The 17,615-nt window shown below is 57.1% G+C and carries 18 protein-coding genes and 1 pseudogene; 6 read left to right on the plus strand and 13 right to left on the minus strand.

Going from position 1 to position 17,615, the window contains the following annotated elements; translation table 11 throughout:
• Window positions 1–28: 28 nt before the first annotated feature.
• The gene (locus GN111_RS21840) at window positions 29–1,120 is read right to left on the minus strand and encodes a hypothetical protein (protein ID WP_155305789.1); all 1,092 of its coding nucleotides are present in this window, start codon (window positions 1,118–1,120) and stop codon (window positions 29–31) included.
• 281 nt (window positions 1,121–1,401) lie between these two features.
• Here GN111_RS21840 and GN111_RS21845 point away from each other — a divergent pair, with 281 nt between their 5' ends.
• Together GN111_RS21845 and GN111_RS21850 are read left to right on the plus strand one after the other, a co-directional pair.
• Window positions 1,402–2,250, plus strand: a complete 849-nt coding sequence (locus tag GN111_RS21845; protein WP_170302405.1) for a patatin-like phospholipase family protein — start codon at window positions 1,402–1,404, stop codon at window positions 2,248–2,250.
• 203 nt (window positions 2,251–2,453) lie between these two features.
• Entirely contained in the window at window positions 2,454–3,743 is a 1,290-nt protein-coding gene (locus tag GN111_RS21850; protein ID WP_155305791.1) for a glycosyltransferase family 4 protein, read from the plus strand.
• 361 nt (window positions 3,744–4,104) lie between these two features.
• Here the strand turns inward: GN111_RS21850 and GN111_RS21855 are convergent.
• Window positions 4,105–5,184: pseudogene (locus GN111_RS21855) on the minus strand (IS4 family transposase); the annotation flags it as partial.
• A gap of 237 nt (window positions 5,185–5,421) precedes the next feature.
• Between GN111_RS21855 and GN111_RS21860 the strand changes: the two are divergent.
• The 3 genes from GN111_RS21860 to GN111_RS21870 all read left to right on the plus strand — a co-directional run bounded on the left by GN111_RS21860 (window position 5,422) and on the right by GN111_RS21870 (window position 8,668).
• Window positions 5,422–6,195, plus strand: a complete 774-nt coding sequence (locus tag GN111_RS21860) for a lytic transglycosylase domain-containing protein (protein ID WP_231715522.1) — start codon at window positions 5,422–5,424, stop codon at window positions 6,193–6,195.
• A gap of 64 nt (window positions 6,196–6,259) precedes the next feature.
• The gene (locus GN111_RS21865; protein WP_155305792.1) at window positions 6,260–7,951 is read left to right on the plus strand and encodes an alpha-amylase family glycosyl hydrolase; all 1,692 of its coding nucleotides are present in this window, start codon (window positions 6,260–6,262) and stop codon (window positions 7,949–7,951) included.
• A 168-nt stretch (window positions 7,952–8,119) separates the two neighbouring features.
• Entirely contained in the window at window positions 8,120–8,668 is a 549-nt protein-coding gene (locus tag GN111_RS21870; RefSeq protein WP_155305793.1) for a hypothetical protein, read from the plus strand.
• A 17-nt stretch (window positions 8,669–8,685) separates the two neighbouring features.
• On the opposite strand, the gene GN111_RS21875 is transcribed toward GN111_RS21870, so the two are convergent.
• Window positions 8,686–9,354 carry an MBL fold metallo-hydrolase gene (locus GN111_RS21875; protein WP_155305794.1) on the minus strand — a complete coding sequence of 223 codons (669 nt, stop codon included), beginning with the start codon at window positions 9,352–9,354 and terminating at the stop codon, window positions 8,686–8,688.
• A 90-nt stretch (window positions 9,355–9,444) separates the two neighbouring features.
• Between GN111_RS21875 and GN111_RS21880 the strand changes: the two genes are divergently transcribed.
• Window positions 9,445–9,846 carry a hypothetical protein gene (locus tag GN111_RS21880; protein ID WP_155305795.1) on the plus strand — a complete coding sequence of 134 codons (402 nt, stop codon included), beginning with the start codon at window positions 9,445–9,447 and terminating at the stop codon, window positions 9,844–9,846.
• 31 nt (window positions 9,847–9,877) lie between these two features.
• On the opposite strand, the gene GN111_RS21885 is transcribed toward GN111_RS21880, so the two are convergent.
• From GN111_RS21885 to GN111_RS21930, 10 genes are all read right to left on the minus strand, one after another.
• Window positions 9,878–10,360: an aminoacyl-tRNA deacylase gene (locus tag GN111_RS21885; RefSeq protein ID WP_170302406.1), complete on the minus strand. Its 483-nt coding sequence runs from the start codon at window positions 10,358–10,360 to the stop codon at window positions 9,878–9,880.
• 7 nt (window positions 10,361–10,367) lie between these two features.
• Window positions 10,368–10,592: a YebG family protein gene (locus tag GN111_RS21890; protein ID WP_155305797.1), complete on the minus strand. Its 225-nt coding sequence runs from the start codon at window positions 10,590–10,592 to the stop codon at window positions 10,368–10,370.
• A 7-nt stretch (window positions 10,593–10,599) separates the two neighbouring features.
• A complete protein-coding gene (locus GN111_RS21895; protein WP_155305798.1) occupies window positions 10,600–10,944 on the minus strand; it encodes a YebG family protein in 345 nt (114 codons plus the stop codon).
• A gap of 283 nt (window positions 10,945–11,227) precedes the next feature.
• A complete protein-coding gene (locus GN111_RS21900) occupies window positions 11,228–11,950 on the minus strand; it encodes a flagellar brake protein (protein ID WP_155305799.1) in 723 nt (240 codons plus the stop codon).
• A gap of 163 nt (window positions 11,951–12,113) precedes the next feature.
• On the minus strand, window positions 12,114–12,350 hold the full coding sequence (locus GN111_RS21905) for a hypothetical protein (protein ID WP_155305800.1): 237 nt from the start codon (window positions 12,348–12,350) through the stop codon (window positions 12,114–12,116).
• 23 nt (window positions 12,351–12,373) lie between these two features.
• Window positions 12,374–13,228, minus strand: coding sequence for a 3-methyl-2-oxobutanoate hydroxymethyltransferase (panB, locus tag GN111_RS21910; protein WP_155305801.1), 855 nt, complete (start codon window positions 13,226–13,228; stop codon window positions 12,374–12,376).
• Window positions 13,229–13,297: 69 nt separating this feature from the next.
• Complete coding sequence (locus GN111_RS21915) at window positions 13,298–14,209, minus strand: ketopantoate reductase family protein (RefSeq protein ID WP_155305802.1); 912 nt, start codon at window positions 14,207–14,209, stop codon at window positions 13,298–13,300.
• Window positions 14,209–15,207: an ABC transporter ATP-binding protein gene (locus GN111_RS21920; RefSeq protein ID WP_155305803.1), complete on the minus strand. Its 999-nt coding sequence runs from the start codon at window positions 15,205–15,207 to the stop codon at window positions 14,209–14,211. Before GN111_RS21920 ends, GN111_RS21915 begins: the two co-directional genes overlap by 1 nt.
• Window positions 15,208–15,323: 116 nt before the next feature.
• Complete coding sequence (locus GN111_RS21925) at window positions 15,324–16,319, minus strand: ABC transporter ATP-binding protein (RefSeq protein ID WP_231715523.1); 996 nt, start codon at window positions 16,317–16,319, stop codon at window positions 15,324–15,326.
• A complete protein-coding gene (locus GN111_RS21930) occupies window positions 16,316–17,599 on the minus strand; it encodes a M20 family metallopeptidase (RefSeq protein WP_155305805.1) in 1,284 nt (427 codons plus the stop codon). Before GN111_RS21930 ends, GN111_RS21925 begins: the two co-directional genes overlap by 4 nt.
• Between the last annotated feature and the right edge of the window lie 16 nt (window positions 17,600–17,615).

The raw sequence follows: 17,615 nt of genomic DNA on the forward strand, positions 1-17,615 counted from the left end.
GGTGGTCAGATTCGGTCGCATGCGGACACTAACGGACCGGTTCGACGGCCACCCAGTCATTGTTGGAATGCTGGTTGGGATCAAATCCCGCATCGTTGGAAAGCATGTATTCGCCCAGAGAGTTGGCCCAGACGTGGTCATACCCGCCGGGCAATTCCACCGAATGGCCGCTTGTCGGGTCGTTATAATTCTCCGTTCCGCGGATGTATTCACTGAATTCACGGCTGGCGCGGTCTTCGGCCTGTTGGCGGGTCCTCCATGACTGCGTCAGGGCCGCGTCGAAGGCGTCGTTGCTGCGGCTGATGGCGCGGCTCAGGGCGCCGGCGTTGGCGATGCCCTGCTGCTGGGCGGCGATCCACTGCTGCTGGACTTGATTGAACCGTGCGAACCAGCTGCGGTCGACGCGGAATGAATTCACGAAAGCGTTGGCCAGGGGCTTGAGGGCATCCAGCTGGCCCTTTCTGGCGCGCACGGAAAGATTGCGATCCGCCTGCCAAAAGATGTTCTGTGGCCCCATGTTGGGCTGTACAACCAATACCACACAGTAAAAATCCTCTTCCCAGGCCACCCCGTTTTCCGTGTAGGCAAAACGGGCGCAGGTACCGAATCCGCGGCAGATTCCACCGGGCTGCTGGTTGGCGGCCGCAATACTGTTGCCCCATTCCGGCAGGTCTTCCTGCCCGACCAGTCTTACATTGCGTGCCCCCGGCCGCTGTTGGGGCAGGACAATCTGCTGAACAAAGGCAGCCGGGCTGTTGGGAATGGGCATGACGATCATTCCCAGATAGAGCTGGCCCTGCTGCCACTGGTACTCGATTTGTCCGCTGATGAACAGGTTCGACGGATGAACGAAAACGCCCGCTGTGCTATCGGGTGCGGTAATGGCCACATTGGCCGTGACCAGATTGGCCAGGGCGGTATTCCAGGTCAGGCCGCCCGCCGGCCGCCAGTCGGACGGGGCCATGACCCGCAAGGCCGGGATGCCGCCCATCTTCGGGTCGGTGATGACAAAGGATTTCATGCGCAGCGGCGGGGCTGCGGCCGATTCTGTCGGAATCGACCCCATCAGGACAAAGATCAGCAACAGTCCGAAAAAGCAACTCAAGGCCGTACCTTTCAATTTGCACCTCCTGACCCGAAAAGGTCGCTCATGGCAAAAGGCGGTCGCGGATCTTCCGCCGTTGCGTGTTGATGAACCGCTATCGATACGAGCGGGATTGGCTACAATCAAAATTATCGTCCGTTGCTATCGAATAGCTTAGGATTTTTTTGAGAAAAAGGTGAGGATTTATGGCGGTGGCGACTTGAATTACACCCGACCCGCAGGTATACTGCCCCTATTTGGTCAGAATCGAGAGTCTCAATTATAATAGGGTGTTGGATGACAAAGGGGCTGGGGGCGTGACAGCTGTGCCGACCTTCAACAGTGTGGTCTTTGCCGGCGGCGGCTGCCGTTGCGTGTGGCAGGCCGGGTTCTGGGCCGTGGCCGCAGAACCGCTGGGCTTGGATCGGGCGGTGATCGGCAGCGTCAGCGCCGGGGCGGCCATGGCCTGCCTGGTGCGAAGCGGCCGCATTGACAAGGGGTTGGCCCTGTTCAAACGCCGCTTTGCCGGCAACTCCAGAAACATCTACCTGACCCGCTGGGGAACCGGCCGGCCGGTTTTTCCCCAGGTTGCGATCTACCGGGAAGGCGTTCTTTCGGTCATGGACGACAGCGCCATGGACCGCATGCGGCGAGGCCCCGACATTCGCGTGCTGATGGCCAGGCCCCCCGCCTGGTTATCTCCACAGGTGGCCCCCGCATTGGGCATCGGCACCTACCTGACGGAAAAGCATTTGAAAAAGCCGATGCACCCCACCTGGGCGACCAAAGTGGGCTTTCGCCCGTTGGTGGCTTCGGTCCGGGAGTGTCGAAGCCCGGGCCAACTGGCCGATCTGATCCTGCAATCCTCGTGCACCCCGCCCTTCGTACCGCTTCAATATCGCGGCCGGCAGCCCGTGCTCGACGGAGGTCTGATCGACAACTGTCCTGTGGCGACGGTGGCCGATGTCTCCGGGCCGATGCTGGTGCTGTTGTCGAGACGCTATCCCTCGGACCGAATTCCCCATGGCGGCAAACGACTCTACCTCCAGCCGTCCAAAGAGCCGCTCATCGGCCGCTGGGATTACACCAATCCCGGCGGGTTGCAGGCAACCTTCGACCTGGGGCGCCGGGATGCAGAAACGTTCCTTTCACGGTTGAGAAGATAGTGCCCGATTTATAAGAATTTGACCCAATCCCCGGCCAGTGGTACCCTATTTACTATCATCCAAGTCCGGTTCTTCACGCCTAATTTCGAATTTTGATTCTCGCGTTCACGTCTGGATGAAATCGGTCGATGCCCTACCGGGATAGCCGCATGTTGCCGTTTTTCCGGTGGCAGATTGGCAAACTTCTCGTCAGGGAGGCGTTTATGGCAAGACGCGGTTTTTATCGGAGAATAAAAAATATCGGTTTCGTCTCTACCCGCCTGGCGGGTACCGATGGTGTTTCCCTGGAGACAGCCAAATGGGCCAACGTTTTCCAGTCGGAGGGGTTCAACTGCTTTTTTATGGCAGGAGAACTCGACAGCCCCGAAAACATCTCCATGCTTGTCCCCGAAGCGCATTTTACCCATCCCCGCATCCGGGCCATCAACAGCCATGTTTATGACAACCAAAAGCGCGACCGGAAAATTACCGCAGAGATCCATCGGCTGCGCCTACTTCTCAAGGATCGGCTGTACGCGTTTGCCGAGAAATTCGATATCCAACTCCTCGTCCCTCAGAACGCCTTGACGATTCCCATCAATATCCCATTGGGGCTGGCCTTGACCGAATTTATTGCCGAAACCGGGATGGCGACCATCGCTCACCACCACGATTTTTACTGGGAGCGCGACCGATTTATGAGCAATGCCGTCGGGGATTATCTGAAAATGGCTTTCCCGCCGGACCTGGAATCCATCAAACATGTGGTGATCAACAGCTTTGCAGCCCAGCAGCTCAGCCTGCGTACAGGTATCTCCGCGGCGTGCATCCCCAATGTCATGGATTTCGAGCATCCTCCTGAACCGCCGGATGCATACACCGTCGATGTCCGCAAAGATCTGGGGATCGCGGATGACGAATTTTTTATCCTTCAGCCCACCCGCGTGGTGGCCCGAAAGGGGATCGAGCATGCCATCGAGCTGGTGCACCGATTGGGCTTGAAGTCCAAGCTGGTGATTTCTCATGCCTCGGGCGACGAGGGCTACGATTATGAAAACCGGCTGCGCGATTATTCCAAGCTGATGGGGGTGAACACGGTGTTTGTGGCCAACATCATTAACGAGCAGCGCGGCAAAACGTCAGATGGCAGAAAAATCTATACCCTCGAGGACATCTATCCACACGCCGACCTGGTGACTTATCCGTCTACCTTCGAGGGGTTCGGCAATGCCTTTCTCGAAGCCGTGTACTTCAAACGGCCTATCGTGGTGAACAAGTACTCCATCTACGCCAAGGACATCGAACCCAAGGGCTTCAATGTGGTTGAGATCGACGGTTACGTGACCGATCAAGCGGTGAAAAAGGCCCGGCAGTTGCTCACCGATCCGGAACTTTGCCGCCAGACCGTGGAGCACAACTATGCCGTCGGCCGGCGGTTTTTTTCCTACCGGGTGCTTTCCAAGCGTTTGCGGGGCTTCATCCAGATGAGCCTGGGCGGCATCGGCAGGGAGTAAGACTGCTCCGAGACCATTGTTCTGGCTGAGACGGGCCGGCGGATTTTATATGGGCTTGCCGTCTGCATATTCAAATATCGTGCGGCTCTTTTCCCAAAACTTTCGGCTGCCGGCCCACCCTTTGAAAACCAGACCGCGTCTTTGGACACGACATGGCTGGGATGTTCCAACGGCGTCAGGAAATCAACGCTTTGCTGGCAGACAGTGACGGTTGATCGGCAGCGGTTCGATGGCTTCATTATAATCATATGATATCATAAATATTTTCAGTAACTTCCGGTTAAGTTATTGCACTAACGTTTTCTAATTTTGGCTCTTTTTCATATCGCTGATCACCGGCATCCACAGGCCAGCATCGCAGTTCATTTTCGATCTGAGTACGCAACTGCCTCACCCGCCGGATGGATACCTTTTCCTTAAAATGGTTGTGACAGTATATGGCCAACAACAGATAAGTGATCAGGCCTGAAAGGATCTGGACCATGAGGCCATAGGAACTGCGGGCAATCAGATGGTAGACCTTCAGGTGTCTTTTCCACCAGGCAAAAAAGTTCTCAATGTTCCAGCGCAATTTATACGCCTGTGCGATCTGCTCCGACGATAAATCGTAGCGATTGGTGGCAATCCAGTATTTGACACGGTCGACTTCGTAACCCACCAACCGTAAGGGGCGTTGGCTCTGGTTTATACCCGCGGTACCCAAAAGTACCATGCCATCGAAGAAAACAATGCTGTCAGCAGGTATCGCGTGCTGAGAGACGATCTTTTTCTTGGTGCTGGCCTTGATTCGGCAAATAAACAACTGATCGTTTTCTTGCCATTGATCGAACAGTTCGTGGCATTGATATCCACGGTCCAGAACCCCGGTTTGCCCTTTCGAAAGTATCTTAGAGACAAAAGGCCTTTCCGCACCGTTGCCGTCGGTGAGATAAACTTTCCTGGGAATGGATCGATTCAGGTCAAAGCCGACATGAACTTTTGCCTTTTTGGATGCTTTTCGATAATCGGCCCAAAGCATGGATAAGGTGCCATCAATCAAGGAACCGTCAATCCCAACCAATTGGCCAAGCTCCTTATTGGCCTCCGGTAACAAATGGGATGCTTGCTGTTGGAGATTTTCGAATACATGTAAGAACTGATCAAGCCCACGCGTGTTTGTGGCCTCGGAGAAACTGCTCTTTTCAATGCCATCTTCAGGAGCAATATGTTCTCTGGCAAAGTTGTCTTCTTTGAGAGTTTGCAAAAGGTGTTGTGCCGATGTGTGTTCTTCAAGATGGAAAAAGACCAATGCCCGCAGCTGCTCCTCGAAAGACATTTTCAAGGGGCGATTCCCTCTGGATTGAAGTTCAGGCATCGTATTCATGGCATTAAGAGCAGGTTTCAATAAGTCGAAAAAAGAAATGGAGCTTGGCTTTTTGCATGGGTGAAATGTGCGCGGCATGTATAACCTCCTGTAATAATGAGTTATACAAAATCGCGCCGCTTATTGACCGCTTGTTGTCAAGCATAAAATTGCGTCATTACAAAATAATCTCAAATGCTTATATGCAAAAGCCTATCCGGAAATTACTGAAATATTTTATATCAATGGGCCTGGTATGAATGTTGAATGGTTGTTGATCGTGCCTATCCGAATGGAGGGCCGCAATATGGAAAACGCCACAATTGCGAGATCAAGATGATTTCAAAAACCCAAATGACCATCGACATGTACCTGAAAAATGCGGGCTTCAAGACCGAAGCTACGGCGACCCGGAAAAACTTCATTCCCCTGAAAAACGTTTCCGGCAGTCAGTTTCAGGATGTGCTTGACAGCGTTTCCGCGAACGAGGAGCAGACCGCCGAAGACCCTGTTCGGGGAGCGACCCTGGCTGACTACCGCAAGCAACGGCATTCCGATCCGGCGGCTGCCTTTTTCAGCCAATCCACACGCTTTGGCGGCCTGCAACGGGGTTCTGATCCAGGGCTTTATGGCGGTCCTTCATACGCGGCCTTGCACAGCCCGTCTTCCAGTCCGGAATCCATCGATGCGTTGGCAACGGATGTCGGTACGAAGTCGGATACCGGATCGGATCGCGATGGATCGATACAGGACAGCATCCGACAGGCGGCGGCAACATACAACCTGCCAGAGAAGTTGATCGAAAGCGTCATCCGGGCCGAGTCCGGCTTCCAGCCCGACGCCGTATCGCCGGCGGGAGCCCAGGGCCTGATGCAGCTGATGCCGGCCACGGCCAATGAACTGGGAGTGGCGGACCCCTTTGACATCGGCCAGAACATCGACGGCGGCGCCAAGTATCTTCGCCAGATGCTGGATCGGTTTGATGGAGATCTTAAGGTGGCCCTGGCTGCGTACAACGCCGGCCCCGGGACGGTGGCGCGCTACAACGGCGACGTTCCCTACCGGGAAACCCGAGACTATGTCAAACGGGTTCTGGCCGGAATGGCTTAATTAGAGGGTTCCCTCTCGCTCCATTTGGGATGATACGGCTTTTTCCTTCTTCAAGGAGGCCTATATGACATCCACCGAACGCATCCAAGACCTGTTAAACCGAATCTACGGCCCGGAAAAAGGCCGTCAGGTCCATGACCGCCTGATGCCCCTGATCGAAGGATTCGACAAAAAGCCGGGTCGAAACGCCTCCCGGTTTGTCCAGGGCGAAATGGTGCTGATTACTTATGGTGACACATTGCGTCACCCAGGAGAAAAACCGCTGGCCACTTTTCACCGTTTTGCCCGGCGGTTTCTGAAAGATGCGGTTTCCAGCGTTCATTTCCTGCCGTTTTTCCCCTATTCATCGGACGACGGTTTTTCGGTGAAAGATTTCTTTCGGATCGACGAAACGTTGGGAGACTGGAACGACGTGGCGCGCATCGGTGAGGATTTCAAGCTGATGTTCGATTTTGTCATCAATCACTTCAGCGCCGAAAGCCAGTGGTTCCAGAACTATCTCGAGGACAGGCCCGGGTTCGAGCATTTTGCCATAGAAGTCGATCCAGCAGAGGATCTTTCCGCGGTTACCCGCCCGCGATCTTTGCCTCTGCTGACCCCTTTTACCAAGAGAGACGGACGCCGGGTGCACCTGTGGACCACCTTCAGCGCCGACCAGATCGATTTCAATTACGCCAGCCTTGACGTTCTTGAGAAAATGGTCCAGGCACTGCTTTTCTATGTGGAAAAGGGAGCGACCATTTTGCGGCTGGACGCCATCGCCTATCTGTGGAAAACTGTCGGCACCACCTGCATCCATCTGCCCCAGACCCATGACATGGTGCGCCTGTTTCGCCAGATTCTCGATATAGCGGCGCCGGAGGTCATGCTCATCACCGAGACCAACGTGCCGCACGAGGAGAACATCAGCTACTTCGGCAGCGGCCGGGACGAAGCCCAGATGGTTTACAACTTCACCCTGCCGCCGCTGCTTTTATACACCTTCGTAAAACAAGATGCTACAATTCTCACCCGCTGGGCGCGGGGGCTGAATCTGCCATCGCCGGAGACTGTCTTTTTCAATTTCACGGCCTCCCACGACGGCATCGGTGTGCGGCCACTGGAAGGGATTCTGCCGGCTGAAGAGATCGATCTTCTCGTCAAGGCAGTCACGGCCAATGGCGGCCAGGTATCCTGCAAAGACAATCCTGACGGCAGCCAGAGCCCGTACGAACTCAACATCACATACATGGACGCTATTTTGGCAGACGAGCGTTCGGACAAGACCGACAAGTTCCTGGCCTCACAGGCCCTCCAGTACAGCCTGCCGGGGGTGCCGGCCACCTATATTCACAGTCTGCTGGGATCGCGCAACTGGCACACGGGCGTTCGCAAGACCGGCCGGGCGCGGAGCATCAACCGGGAGAAGCTGAACCTGGAGCGGGTCCTTGAGGAGTTGGACGACCCGGCTTCCTTCCGTTCACGGGTCTTTTTCCCTTATCTGCAAATGATCGGTACATGGAGGCGGCAGCCGGCCTTTCACCCCCAGGCCGCGTTCGAGGTCCTGGACGCCGGTGCCGGTTTGTTCGCTATCCGACGCACCGGTGGCGGCCAGACCATTCATGCCGTGACCAATGTGTCTGCCAGGCCGGTTACTCTGGACATCGAGCGCCTGCGCATCACCCGATCCGGCCGCGATCTGGTATCCGGCAACCGGATCGACAGCGCCACATTGGTTCTGGCCCCCTATCGGTTTGCCTGGCTGGAGGCCCCATAAGACGCCGATATCATCCTCCTTGACAGCCGAACCTGTTTTGACTATCGGTTCCTTGATTCTTGAAAAACAGTAATACACCTCGTTCCCATGTTGCGCCGGGGGGCGCCAATAGCATTGGTTCCCACGAAGGAGTATGGGAACCAGATAGAACTTCAATGGTGAGAACCTATGGGCGAGATTAAAAGCACGTTGGATCTGGTCATGGAGCGGACCCGCCACCTTTCGCTTTCCGATGAAGAGAAAACCCATCAACGTAAAGAGGACTTCCGGAAACGGTTGCAGGGCCTGTTGCAGCGGTATGCCGACGGTGCGCTGACCGTGGAAGACCTGCGGGAAAAAATTAAAGCCCTTCAAGCGGAACTGAAGGTTGACGATCCGATGGTTGCGGTAACGGCCGTGGCGGGACGCATGGAACCCGACCGGGACAATCGTATCTGGCTGGACCTGCTGGCGGTTTTTGCGCCGGCTGTTTGCGGGTCCCTGGAAGCAGCGCTTAAAGTTTACCGCCGACAGCGGGACGACAGTTTGTGGGAAGGGGTCGAACGCCTGAGGCGTCGGTTGGCGCAAGACCACGGTATTTCAGGCACGGCCGTGGCTCCCAATCCGCACAAAGACCCCGAATGTCAGGCGCAACTGGTCCGTTTACGGCAGCAGGCGAAAAGCCGGTTGGCGGCTATCGTAGACGAGGGCAGCCAACCGCCCCAGCACAACGAATAACCTTCCAACGAGAGTCATCAGACGTAGCCGAACCACATCTGCTCGACCTGTTTGAAGTTGGTTTTTACCGCTTCTGTGCCGGACACCACCTCCCCGTGGCCGGAGAGCAGCCAGTGGCTGTCCAGGGCGCCCATGCGGCGGATGCTCTCTTTTAGCTGCCGGCCGTTGCCGCCGGGCAGGTCGGTGCGGCCCAACCCACCCTTGAAGATCAGGTCTCCGGTAAAAAGGGCCTTTTCCGTCGACCAGTAAAGGGTGATTCCGCCGGGCGAGTGTCCGGGGGTGTGGAAGACCTCCAGTGAGATGTCGCCAACGGTCAACTCTCCCTCTTCCAGGAAAAAATCGGGCCGGAACATTTCCAGTTCGATCTCCATGGAGGCCTTGAGCATCGGCGCCATTTTCTCGACCAGGGCCCACTCAGCGGCATGCAGAGCAAACCGGGCCGGGGCATCGTTGAAGAATTGCACCGCCTCAATGTGGTCCGGGTGGGCATGGGTGCAGATCACCAGGTCGATATCGTCGATGGCCAGGTCGATGCGATCCAGTTCATCGCGGACATGCCCGAAATGGGCCGCGTGGCCCGGATCGATCAGGATGGTTTTTTCCGGAGAGCAGATCAGGTACGTATTGCAGTTGTTGGCGGTCGGCGAGCTCCACAAAAAGGCGTGCAGGTTGGGTTTCAGTTTCATTTGATGTACTCCTTGATGGTTGATCCGTCGGTCAATCTGTGTTTAACTGCCTGTATTTGCCATCATCTGCTGCAACGAAAAGGAATTGTGATGCCTTTTTCGAGAATATTGGTTTTTTTGTTGTGCATTCTGTTCCTGGGATGTGCGGTGCTGTCGGAAAAATACAAAATGGAAGAGTACGGCCGCACCATCGATTCCTATGAAACCGCCATGCGGGTGTCGGATTTCAACGTTGCGTGCCAGTATATAGCTCCCGATGTGTTGAGGCATGAAGATTGCATGCAGCGATACGAAAATGTGAAGATTGCCAGCTACAGTGTGCGTTCCGCAAAGGTTGCCGATGACAAACAAAAGGTGGACCTGAAAGTTGAAGTCTCCTATTTTCTTCTTGATCGCTATGTGGTGAAAAAGATTATGCTCGAACAATCATGGCAGTATGAAGAGGCGTCGAAACGCTGGCTTCTCAAGACTGCGCCACCCAATTTCAATTAATGACGACTGTGTAATAAAGCCGAAATCTGCGTTACGACTCCGAAACGTCCGCGATCTCGGCATGTGCCACCGCAATCAACTCCTCCGAAGACACTTTCACCAGGGCGTCAATATCACCCCCGCCACCGTACATCTCTTCCCGCTGGGCCGCAGTCCGATCCACTATCGTTCGCAATGGCTTGCGGTGGCCGAAGGGCGGCATGCTTCCCACTACATAGCCGGTGATCTTCAGAGCCTGCTCTGCCGTGGCGAATTTTACCCGTCTGCGATTCATGCTCAGGTAGTCCGCAAGTTTCTTGCGGTCCACCCGTGCCGTACCGCTGTTTACAACCAGGAAGGGCTGGTTTTCGGCCAAAAAGACCAGTGACTTGATGATCGACAAGGGCTCCACCCCCAGGGCCCCGGCGGCATCGGTGACCGTGGCGGTGGGCATCGCCATGGGCAGGATGGTGGCATTCAGGCGATGGGTATCGATGAAGGACTGCAGATTTTCACGCCCCAATGGTGTCGTCATGGTGTTTTCAAAGCCCTCGGACGCTTGTGGTGTCATCGAAAGGCCAGGTTCGTTTCAGGTTCTTGAGCATGCTGCGCACAACGGGCCCGTGCCTGGCCAGAAAGATCGTCAACTCCTCGAGGGCGTATTCGTCGATCTCGATTCCGCTGGATTCGATCAGATCCGCCAGGTCCGCAGCTGCATCGAGCACGCGGTCCCATGCGTCGGCTTCCTGTTTGGAAATGGCGGCCATGGGGCCTTTATTTGCCTTTGGGGCCGGTTTTGGCTGCCGGAGCCTTCTTTTTTACGGCCACTTCCTGGGTTTCGCCGTTTTTCGCCTGGGGTTTTTTGGCCGGAGCCTCCATGGGCTTGAGCCCTTTCAGGATGCGGACGACTTCCGGCCCGTTTTTGGCGAGAAAGACCGAAATGGCATCGACGGTGCTGTCCTCCAGCTCGATATCCAGATCTCTATCCTTGATGAATGCAGCCAGGTTCTCGGCTGCATCGAGCATCTTGTCATAGGCCTCGGCCTCTTTCTTGACCAGAAACTCCTTGTCCAGTTCCACGCCATTTCGAACCACGACATACTTGGTTATAACAGCCATGATCGATACTCCTTCGAGGGCTATTGTGCTCATCCAGAAATGCCCAATTTGCCCGATATCTTTAATTTTACCCTCGGAATATCAACTATATGCCTGTGGTAAAACCCGAGCTAAAATTGGTCGTGCGCCTCGATCTCGACCAAATTGGCCTATTTCTGGATGAACACATTTATTGACGTTTTATAAAATTGAAATCGGGGGCGGTGGGCCACACAGGCAAAGGCAGGCAACACCATTCCGGGGCGTCGGGCTTTTACGTAAGCGTCAAGGGGAAAAGTGGCCATCATTTCCGACGCTGCAGGTACTTGCGCTGCAAGTCGTAAATAACCTGGATCAGCCGCTGCTGCTCTTCTTTTCCCATATCCTTGAATTCAAAGGCGTAACGGTAAAAGCCGCGATCCTTGTCATGCTCGATCCGTTTGACTTCCGCGTGTTTGACATAAACCGTTTCATCGGGCTCGTTTTCGTCACCGGGAAAGATGATGCGGATATCGTAAACCTGCTGATCCATTTTCAGCACGGATCCTCGCATGAACTTGAAATTGTGCTTGACCAGAACCCCGTAAGCGCCACCCTGGCTGACATTGATCAGGTCAATCACGCCCTTGATTTTTTTAAGGGTGAAATGCATGCGTGTTCCGGTCAGGGCATCGACCCGGAAGTTGCGACGCCGCTGCAGGCGCTCTACGTGCTCGGGAAAAGGAATTTTCAGGCCCTGTTCGACAAGTTCCCCGCCCCGGGTGCTGAAGATGTATTCCAGTTGGTCCGGCCCGTTGAAATTGAAGCGCAGGTGCCAAAGGTCCTGGTCGGCGGCGGCCTCCTTGAAATCCTCCGGGGGATCGACGAGCAGGTAGTCGTCTTTGCCGTCTCTGGAAATACCGGTGATGCAGGTGAGACGGTCGAAGCCGGCGCCCACGACATTCATTGAAATGATAATTTTTTTTTCAATCAGCTCGTTGAACAAATCGGCGAGCTTTTCCCCCTGGACTTTACCTGCATCCCCCATAGTTAAAGACCTTTATCCCGACGCCAATTTCGTACGATCTATGGTTTCCTTTTTCCTTAATTAAAATTGCCCGTGATTTCATTTTCGGTCAATCTCGCAGGTTCTTTACCACAGAGCCAAGCGAACGATGCAATAATTTTTTTATGTCCAATGGATATCGTTACTATTGATCATCGTTCCGGCTGTCTAGTTGCTTCAATCTTTCGGCCTGCCTGGTTTCTATTTCACCCAGTTCATCCTTCATATTTTGATAACGATCCAAGTCCTTTTTTCCGGCCAGCTCTTCTACGGTATTGTCCACTTTTTCGCGGTTTTCGGTACCCTCGCATCCGAAGACCGCCAGCAATATACCAAGAAAACATGTACAAAGCAGCTTTCCGGAAATACTGCGAATATACATCGGTTCCCCTTTCAGTTGGTATTTCAATCTTTTTTCAAGGCTGCTTTCAAGGCCGCCAGGGCTTCGTCGGGCATGCCGAAGCTGTGCTCGGGCGCCGGGAAGCTGCCCGCCCGGACTTCCTGGCCATAGGCCTTGATGGCATCGATAATCGTGGGGCGGACCTTCGTGTACTGCTTGACGAATTTGGGCACGAAGCGGTCGAACAGGCCCACCATATCGTGGGTGACCAGCACCTGGCCATCCACACCCACCCCGGCACCGATGCCGATCACCGGCACGGCAACCGATTCGGCCAGCAGGGCGCCCAGCGGCGCCGGGACAGCCTCGGCCACGATGGAAAAGGCACCGGCGGTTTCCAGGGCGCTGGCGTCTTCGACGATTTTACGGGCCGCTGCCGCGTCCTTGCCCTGCATTTTGAAGCCCCCTAACGCGCTGGCCGTCTGGGGCGTCAGCCCCACATGCCCCTGGACGGGGATGCCGGCCTTGACAATGGCCTCCACCACCGGCGCGAAATCCACGCCGCCCTCCAGCTTGACGGCATCGCAGCCACCTTCCTTCATCAGCCTTCCGGCATTGATGACGGCATCACGGATGCCCGTGTTATAACTCATGAAGGGCATGTCCCCAATCACCATGGCCCGTTTGCATCCGCGCACCACCGCCTGGATGTGGTGGATCATCATTTCCATGGTCACCGGCACCGTGCTGTCCAGTCCCAACACCACCATGCCTAAAGAGTCGCCCACCAGGGCCATATCGACGCCGGCCTCGTCGGCCATGAGCCCGAAGGGGTAATCATAGGCGGTCACCATGACCAGTTTGCGGCCCTCCTTTTTGGCCTGAATGATACCGGGAACGGTTACTTTGCCTTCAGCCATGAATGCCTCCTCTCCGATTACCTGCTGTTGGATTGCAACGTCCTTTTTTGCCTTAAAGATGCGGCGATTTCAATAGTGGGCCTGAAGCGTCTCCACCAAGGCGGAGAGGGTCTGGTTGACCGGCGCCGGCACCCTGACCTTTTGGGCCTCACGGACGATGAAGCCGTTAATGGCGCCGATTTCAGTCATCCGGCGGCTGTCCACATCCTGGCCCATGGACGACCGGTTGGTCCCGGTGGCCTGGGCCACCTGAAACACCTTTTCCACCGGATCGCCCTCGATGGCGATGCCCCGGGCCTCGGCAACGGCCATGGCCTCTTCGACCGCATCCCGGGAAAGCCGACGGGTCTGTTCCAGGTCCAGCAGTTGGCCGTTCTTGATGCCCGTCAGGGCTGTAATGGCGTTGATGCCCACGTTGATGAACAGCTTGGCCCACATGACGCTTCGCACCTCGGCCACCACCCGGGTGGCGATGCCCGCCTTGTCGAATGCTTCGGCGACGGCCTCGGCACCGGCCGTTCCCTCCTCGTACCAGGGGCCGATGACCGTATCCCCGCTGCCGGCGTGGCGAATCGCTCCTGGACCCAGAAAGGTCGCGCCGTGGGACGTCGTTCCGGCGATGATCCGAATGGGGTCGAGGGCCTCGGCGAGGGCTTCGGCATTGCCCATGCCGTTTTGCAGGGTCAACACCGGCGCCGATGGTCCAGCCAGCCGGGCGACGGTCCGGGCCGCTTCCGCTGTCTGGGTGGATTTGACGAATACGATGCACAGATCCGTGGGGCCGACGCTGTTCGCATCCTGCGTCGCCCGAATCCGGATTTGGCGCCGGGTGCCCTCTTTTTCGACGACAAGGCCCTCGGCGTTGACGGCATCCACGTGATCCTGGCGGATGTCCAGCAGGGTGACCTCCTGTCCGGCTTCGGCGAGCAGGGCGCCGAACAGGCTGCCCATGGCGCCGGCACCGATTACTGCGATTTTCATCACGAACCTCCAGTCGTTCCCTGGCCGCCATTGAGCCAACAGGCAAGTTGATGGTTGCCATCCACCGTAATTAATGGCGGCCGGTTTGTCGTGCAGTGCTGCATCGCATGGGGACAGCGGGGATGGTAGGCACAACCGGCGGGCAGCGCCGCCGGGTCCGGCGGTTCGCCCTCCACCGGTATCGTGGAGAAATCGACCCGGGGATCGGGCCGGGGGATGGCCGACACCAGGGCCCGGGTATAAGGATGCCTGCAATGCCGATGAAATCCGTCGGCAGCGGCGATTTCAACAAGATGGCCGGCGTACATGACGGCGATTCGATCGCAGAAACGTTCGACCACGCCGATGTCGTGGGAGATGAAGAGATACGCCATGCCCAAACGATCCTGCAGGTCCTTCATCAGGTTGAGAATTTGGGCCTGGATGGAGACATCGAGGGCGCTGACCGGTTCGTCGGCAACGATCAGATCCGGCCGTACGGAAAGCGCCCGGGCAATACCGATTCGCTGACGCTGACCGCCGGAGAATTCGTGCGGAAAGCGGTCCAGATCGCTTTTCCCCAGGCCCACGGCCGCCAGCAGTTCAGTGGCGCGATCCCTTCGCTCCTGACCGGAGAGAACGGTGCCGGTATTCAATAGCGGTTCAGTGACGCTGGCAGCCACTGTCATGCGAGGGTCCAGGCTGGCGTAAGGATCCTGGAAGATGAACTGCATCCGTTTTCTCAGGGGCCGCAAGGACTGACGGTCCAGGCTGCCGATTTCCCGGTTGTCGAAAAAAATGGCTCCGCCGGTCGGAGCAATCAATCGCACCACCGTGCGGGCCAACGTGCTCTTGCCGCATCCCGATTCGCCTACCAGGCCTAAACTTTCTCCCCGGCCGATGGAAAAGTTGATGCCGTTGACCGCCCGCACCCAACCTCGGGGGCGGGAAAACAAACCGCCGCCCAGCGGAAAATGCTTGGTCAGATCGGTAACGGTCAACAGGGAAGAAGCGTTCATGAATTGGTCCGGCGTTTTTCTCTATGGTGATCTATCCACACTTCATGAAGAAGTGCAATTGAGAAATTGTGGAATCTTTGGATAAAATCGACGATTGGCAAAATTCAGCCAAGCCCTCAATTCCCGAATTTCTCATCACTTTGGTCGTTATACAGCCAACAGGCGACCTGCCTGCCCGCTTGAACCGATTCCAGCCGCGGCGTTTGGATGCCACAGCGGTCGAACGCGGATTCACAGCGCCCGGCAAAGGGACAGCCGCAAACGGGTTCCGTGGCGGCCGGAACCGTGCCGGGAATTTCGTGCAGCCGGCCGGGTGCGGCCCCCAGCCGAGGCACGCATTGAAGCAGCCCGCGGGTGTACGGGTGCAGCGGCTCGTCAAAAAGGGGCCCGACGCCGGCGGTCTCCACTACGCGGCCGGCGTACATCACCGCCACGGTCCCGGCCGTCTGGGCCACCACGCCCAGGTCGTGAGTGATGAACATCATGGCCGAACCCGTTTCGGATTTCAGCTCCGCCATCAATGCCAGTATCTGACGCTGCAGGGTGACGTCCAGCGCCGTAGTGGGCTCGTCGGCAATCAGCAGGCGCGGGCGGCAGATCATGGCCATGGCGATCATCACCCGCTGGCGCATACCGCCGGAAAGCTGGTGGGGGTAGCTGTTCATGCGCTGCCGGGCCGAGGGGATGCGCACCCGGTCGAGCCATCGAACCGCCTTTTTGCGGGCCGTCTCTTTTGAAATGCCCAGATGGGTCGTCAGCGGTTCCACCATCTGACGGCCGATGGTCAACACGGGATTCAGGGCGGTCATGGGTTCCTGGAAAATCATGCCGATTTTGCGGCCCCGGATGCGGCGAAGGGTTTCCGACGGCGCCTGGAGCAGATCCTGCCCTTCGAACAGAACCCTGCCGTCCACCACACGGCCCGGCGGCGACGGCACGAGACCCACCACGGCCAGGGCGGTTACGCTTTTGCCGCAACCCGATTCGCCCACCAGTCCCAAGGTTTCGCCGGGAGCAATGGAAAGGTCGACCGAAGAAACGGCCCGGCCAATGCCCTCGGGCGTTTTGAAGTGGACCGACAGATCCCGGATGTCCAGCAGCGGATCACTCAACCATCCATCTCCGGATCGAGGTAATGCAGTGCCGTCAGGGCATAGATGCGGGCTGTATTCACCAGTTGGTCCAAGTCCACCCATTCGTCTACCTGGTGGGGCACCTGGCGGTCGCCCGCGCCCATTGTGACGATGGGGATATTTTTGCAGGACCAGAGAAAGGTTCCGTCGGTGGCGCCGGGAACGCCGGCAAATTGAGGCTCCTCTTTTTCGATCCGTCGGCTGGCCCACACAGCCGAAGTGACCACCGGATCGTTTTCGTCGGTGCGGGTGCAGGGCCGGTCGGAAAGAAATTCCACGGTAACCGAGATTTCATCGGGACGCTGGATGTCCAGCCGCCGGTCGAGTTCCCGGTAGTGCCGATGGGTCTCTACGGTTGTCCGCTCGGCCAATTCCAACAAGGCGCTGCGGATGGCGTCATGCTGCTGATCGGGAGTGGTACGGACATCTACAAGAATTTCAGCCTCCCCGGGCATCACATTAAGTTGGGGCGGTCCCTGGGCCGGCGCCTGAATCACCGTGGGAGTGAAGCTGGGCCAGCCCAACAGGGGATCTTTGCCAGGGTGCTCGATGGCCTCGGATTCCAGATCGGCCAGGCCGTCGATGATCAGGGCCACGGCCGGCGCCGGGTTGAGGCCGGAAAGGGGCATGGCCCCATGGCTCATGCGGCCGTTTACGACAAAGCGGGCGCGCACGGCCCCTTTTTGGGCAATGCAGATCAGGCCGTCCTGGGGTTCGCAGATCACCGCGGCCGTTACTGTATCGGCATGGCCTTGGTCGATAAAATGCTGCACGCCGGTCATCATGCCTTCTTCGTCGCACAACACCCCACCCACGACCGCGCCGGCCAGGGGCAGGCCCGCCGCTTTGAGCGCCGCCATGGCCACCAGCATGGCGGCCAGGTTGCCTTTGGTATCGTTGGTGCCCCGGCCGAACATGCGGCCTTTTTCAATCTGGGCTCCGAAGGGGTCATATCTCCAGCGGGATCGGTCTCCGGCGGTGACCACGTCGGTATGCCCCTCAAACATGAGGGTGCGGCTGCCAGGGCCGCCCTCCCAGCGGACGATCACATTGGGCCGGCCCGGTGCCACTTCCTCCGTGGTGACGTCAAACCCACGCTGGCTGGCCCAGCAGGCGGCCAGCTCCGCCGCCGGCCGTTCGCTGGTGCCAGCCCCGGGGTCCCACACCGTGTTGCAGCGCACCAGACTGGCAGTCAGGTCGATTACCTCTCGGGGATCAATCTGGGCAAGGACTTTTTTTACAGATTTTTCCGATATCATCAGACTCCCCTTAATT

This window comes from Desulfosarcina widdelii (assembly GCF_009688965.1).
Lineage (GTDB): Bacteria > Desulfobacterota > Desulfobacteria > Desulfobacterales > Desulfosarcinaceae > Desulfosarcina > Desulfosarcina widdelii.

Bases quoted from the DNA above. Each gene is read 5' to 3' on its own strand.
- GN111_RS21930 (WP_155305805.1), bottom strand. From the start codon at position 17,599: ATGATATCGGAAAAATCTGTAAAAAAAGTCCTTGCCCAGATTGATCCC.
- GN111_RS21890 (WP_155305797.1), bottom strand. From the start codon at position 10,592: ATGGCCGCCATTTCCAAACAGGAAGCCGACGCATGGGACCGCGTGCTC.
- GN111_RS21915 (WP_155305802.1), bottom strand. From the start codon at position 14,209: ATGAAAATCGCAGTAATCGGTGCCGGCGCCATGGGCAGCCTGTTCGGC.
- GN111_RS21850 (WP_155305791.1), top strand. From the start codon at position 2,454: ATGGCAAGACGCGGTTTTTATCGGAGAATAAAAAATATCGGTTTCGTC.
- GN111_RS21865 (WP_155305792.1), top strand. From the start codon at position 6,260: ATGACATCCACCGAACGCATCCAAGACCTGTTAAACCGAATCTACGGC.
- GN111_RS21905 (WP_155305800.1), bottom strand. From the start codon at position 12,350: ATGTATATTCGCAGTATTTCCGGAAAGCTGCTTTGTACATGTTTTCTT.
- GN111_RS21895 (WP_155305798.1), bottom strand. From the start codon at position 10,944: ATGGCTGTTATAACCAAGTATGTCGTGGTTCGAAATGGCGTGGAACTG.
- GN111_RS21875 (WP_155305794.1), bottom strand. From the start codon at position 9,354: ATGAAACTGAAACCCAACCTGCACGCCTTTTTGTGGAGCTCGCCGACC.
- GN111_RS21920 (WP_155305803.1), bottom strand. From the start codon at position 15,207: ATGAACGCTTCTTCCCTGTTGACCGTTACCGATCTGACCAAGCATTTT.
- GN111_RS21900 (WP_155305799.1), bottom strand. From the start codon at position 11,950: ATGGGGGATGCAGGTAAAGTCCAGGGGGAAAAGCTCGCCGATTTGTTC.
- GN111_RS21880 (WP_155305795.1), top strand. From the start codon at position 9,445: ATGCCTTTTTCGAGAATATTGGTTTTTTTGTTGTGCATTCTGTTCCTG.
- GN111_RS21870 (WP_155305793.1), top strand. From the start codon at position 8,120: ATGGGCGAGATTAAAAGCACGTTGGATCTGGTCATGGAGCGGACCCGC.
- GN111_RS21860 (WP_231715522.1), top strand. From the start codon at position 5,422: ATGATTTCAAAAACCCAAATGACCATCGACATGTACCTGAAAAATGCG.
- panB (WP_155305801.1), bottom strand. From the start codon at position 13,228: ATGGCTGAAGGCAAAGTAACCGTTCCCGGTATCATTCAGGCCAAAAAG.
- GN111_RS21885 (WP_170302406.1), bottom strand. From the start codon at position 10,360: ATGACGACACCATTGGGGCGTGAAAATCTGCAGTCCTTCATCGATACC.